3 protein-coding genes and 1 pseudogene are annotated in these 3,919 nt (G+C 59.8%); all 4 read right to left on the minus strand.

Annotation, left to right across the window (positions count from 1 at the left end):
* Positions 1–138 precede the first annotated feature (138 nt).
* The gene (guaA, locus tag Q0K43_RS10620; protein ID WP_297290502.1) at positions 139–1,428 is read right to left on the minus strand and encodes a glutamine-hydrolyzing GMP synthase; all 1,290 of its coding nucleotides are present in this window, start codon (positions 1,426–1,428) and stop codon (positions 139–141) included.
* 81 nt (positions 1,429–1,509) lie between these two features.
* Positions 1,510–1,971: a helix-turn-helix domain-containing protein gene (locus Q0K43_RS10625; protein ID WP_297290503.1), complete on the minus strand. Its 462-nt coding sequence runs from the start codon at positions 1,969–1,971 to the stop codon at positions 1,510–1,512.
* A gap of 68 nt (positions 1,972–2,039) precedes the next feature.
* Positions 2,040–3,071 carry an ABC transporter permease gene (locus tag Q0K43_RS10630; protein WP_297290504.1) on the minus strand — a complete coding sequence of 344 codons (1,032 nt, stop codon included), beginning with the start codon at positions 3,069–3,071 and terminating at the stop codon, positions 2,040–2,042.
* Positions 3,068–3,919, minus strand: a pseudogene (locus Q0K43_RS10635) (ABC transporter permease); the annotation flags it as partial. The gene Q0K43_RS10630 and the pseudogene Q0K43_RS10635, both read right to left, overlap by 4 nt.

Raw genomic sequence — 3,919 nt, forward strand, 5'->3', positions numbered from 1 at the left:
CCCCTTAAGGGGCTTCGTCCGTATCAGGCCCTTATAGGGCCTACTCAAGCCTCCGGCTTAGCCGGAGGTTTTGACTGGTAGTTCCAGAACAAAAGCCGGCGAAGCATTGCAGTGCAATGCTTCGCCGGCTTTGTTAACTCACTCCCACTCGATGGTGCCCGTGGGCTTCGGCGTCAGGTCGTAGAGTACACGGTTGACGCCCGGCACCTCATGGGTGATCCGGTGGGTGATGTGCTGCAGCAGGGCAAAGGGTATGTCCTCCACGGTGGCGGTCATGGCGTCCACCGTATTCACCGCACGGATGATGACAGGCCACTCGTCGGCCCGCTTGCCGTCCCGGACGCCCACGCTCCTGATATCGGGGATAGCGGTAAAGTACTGCCACACCTTGCCCTCCAGGCCGTTCTTGGCAAACTCCTCCCGCAGGATGGCGTCCGACTCCCGCACCGCCTCCAGACGGTCCCGGGTAATGGCTCCCAGGCAGCGCACTCCCAGGCCGGGGCCGGGGAAGGGCTGGCGGTAGACCATATTATCGGGCAGGCCCAGGGCCTTGCCGCAGGCACGCACCTCATCCTTGAAGAGCATCTTCAGAGGCTCCACCAACTCAAAGTCCAGATCCTCCGGCAGGCCTCCCACGTTGTGGTGGCTCTTGACTGCCTTCACCGTCTTGGTGCCCGACTCGATGATATCGGGGTAAATGGTGCCCTGGCCCAGGAAGGAGATGCCCTCCAGCTTCCGGGCCTCCTCCTCAAAGACACGGATAAACTCACCGCCAATGATCTTACGCTTCTGCTCCGGGTCAGCCACCCCGGCCAGCTTGTCCAGGAACCGATCCACCGCGTCCACATAGATCAGGTTGGCGTCCATCTCATGGCGGAACACCTGGATCACCTGCTCCGGCTCGCCCTTACGGAGCAGGCCGTGGTTGACGTGGACGCAGGTGAGCTGCTTGCCGATGGCCTTGATGAGCAGGGCGGCCACCACCGAGGAGTCCACGCCGCCGGACAGAGCCAGCAGCACCTTCTTATCCCCCACCTGCCTGCGGATCAATTCGATCTGGTCGGCGATGAAGTTGTCCATATTCCAGTTGGCCTCGGCGCCGCACACGCCGAAGATAAAGTTGGACAGGGCCTGCTTCCGGGCCTCGTCGTCCTCCGGCCAGGGGGCGTCCCCCTTATGGTCGGCCATCAGCACCGGCAGCTCACAGTTATAGATCTCCTTGGAGACGTCAATCTCCACGCCGTCCACCACCCGGTTGGGACCGCCGTTGAGAATGATGCCCTTCACATTGGGCAAAGCTTGAATCTCTGCCAAAGTGATGTCGTGGGGGTGGATCTCGCTGTAAACGCCCAGTGCCCGTACCTCACGGGCAATTTTGGCGTTCTCCTTGCTGCCCAGATCCAGGATCAGAATCATATCCTGCTTCATTGCAGTACCTCCCTGTTCTATGCGCGGCCGGCGGCGGCGCTTTTCGTCATTATATCACATTTGCAGCGCGTTGAAAACCGATTACCGCCGTTTGGCCAGCTCTTTCCACACCGCCTGGGCAATGACTTCCTGTCCCTCCGGCGACCGGAGGACCTCCAGCACCATGGCCTTAAACTGATCCTTGGCCTGTTTGCTGGAGAAGAGGGCATCCAACATGGTGGCTCCCCCGCCGCTGGAGGCCGGCTCCACCTTGGGCCGCTTGACCGGCGCGGGGCGATATACCGGCTCCTCTTCGGCAGCAGACAGGCTGCCGCTCATCCAGTCCTCCTGGCGGGTGCGGTCCCCGCTCTCCCCCCGCAGGTAGAACAGCGACACGCCGAAATAGGCCGCCATCTTCTCCTGCTGGTCTTTGGTGGGGGTGGCCCGGCCTGTCTCAAACTTTTCAATAGCGTTTTTGGGAAAGCCTAAGACTGACGCCAGGGCGGGGCGGGACAGGCCTGCCTCGTCCCGCAGGGCCTCGATCCGCTGTGCCATCGTAACCATGTTCATCTCTCCTTTTTCCAATATGCAAAACGAAAGGGGCCATCCGGCCCCTTTCGTCTGTGTGTGATTTACCGCTGTCCCTTGTCGTAGGGGATACCCTCCGCCTTGGGCGCTCTGGACTTCTTGGAGGTGAAGGCCAGCACGATCAGGGTGATCAGGTAGGGCAGCATCCGGTACAAATGGGGGCTGACACCGATCTCCGCCAGCATAAACACACCGTCACCGTTGATATCGATGCTGGTGTAAGAGGCGGCGATACATTTGAACAAGCCGAACAGCAGGGCTGCACCGGCGATGTTCAGGGGCTTCCAGTTACCGAAGATCATAACCGCCAGGGCCAGGAAGCCGAAGCCTGCCACCTCGCCGGTGGAGGCGCAGTTGGCGGTGGTAAGGGCATACACAAAGCCGCCCATACCGGCCAGGGCACCGGAGATGGTGGTACCGGCATAGCGCATCTTGTACACATTGATGCCCAGAGAGTCGGCAGCCTGGGGATTTTCACCGCAGGAACGCAGCCGCAGACCGAAGCGGGTCTTGTAGAGCAGAATGGACAGGATGACAAACAGGATAATGCAGATATAAGTGGCCAGATAGGTCTTATCAATGAAGGTGGAACCGAAGAATCCCATCTCATCGCTGCGTCCATACCCGAAGAAGCTCTTTTTGATCATGAAGTAGCTGGCCGCGTCGCCCTGCGCCATCTGCAGGGTGTTCTGATTGGCCACGATGCGGATGAAGAAGAGTACCAGGGCAGGCGCCAGCAGGTTCAGTGCGGTACCGCCGATGGTCTGGTCAGCCTTCAGGTTCACCGAGGCGAAGGAGAGCAGCAGGGAGAAAATGGCGCCCAGCACCGCGGCAACTACCATAGCCAGGATCATAAAGCCCTGGAGGGCTACCCAGTCACCGGCAGCCTTGGCATCTACATAGAAGCCAGCTTGCTGCATCAACCGCACAAACAGTACGCCTGCAAAGGCGCCGAAGATCATGATACCTTCAAGGGCCAGGTTGATGATACCGCTGCGCTCGGCGAACACGCCGGCCAGTGCCACGATCATCAGCGGCACGGCATAGATCAAAGTCTGCTGAATGAGGAACGTCATGCTTCACCGCCTCCTTCCTCCACAGCGGCGCTGTCCGGGGGCGTGTCCGGCGGCGTATCTGGCGGTGTATCCGCCGGAAGCGGCTGTGTGCTTGCGTCCACCGTCTGCACCTTGGCATTCTTACGCTTCTTATGGCCGCTGATGAGCATCCGGATCACCAGAGAGAAAGCGCTGAGGTAGACGATGATGGCAATGATTACATCGGTGATATACTCGTTGTAGGCGGTCAGGTTGGTCAGCTGCAGGCCCACAATATCCAGCATGGACATGAAGCAGCCGGCAAAAATGACGCCGATGGGATGGCTGGCCGCCAGCAGGGCCACGGGGATACCGTTAAAGCCGGTGGCGGGCAGCGTCTGGTAAGCAGAGGTCCAGTAGAACTCGGTGTTGCCGGACAGGTAGTACAGGGAGGCGGCAGCACCGGACAGGGCACCGGCAATGGCCATAGACAGCACGATATTGCGCTTGTCCGCGATACCCGCATACCGGGCGGCATGGCGGTTGGCACCGCAGGCCTTCAGCTGATAGCCCAGGGTGGTCTTGGTCATAAGGATAAAGATCAGGATGGCAATGATGATCGCCACCACAATACCGCCGTTGACCTGAGAGCCGGGGAAAATCTTGTCCAGCCCCAGCTTGGCGGTCTGCACACCGTTAAACGAAGTCTTATAGATATAGGCGGTCTTGGTGTTCTCCACATGGTTCTGGAGGTTGGCAAACAGGCTGCCGTTATCAAACAGCCAGGTTACCAGGTTGGCGGCGATCCAGTTGGTCATGATACAGGCCAGCACCTCATTGATGTTGAGGAAGGCCTTGACCAGGCCGGGGATACAACCCCAGATGGCGCC

The organism is uncultured Flavonifractor sp., from assembly GCF_944383115.1.
In the GTDB taxonomy this organism is placed as follows: domain Bacteria; phylum Bacillota; class Clostridia; order Oscillospirales; family Oscillospiraceae; genus Flavonifractor.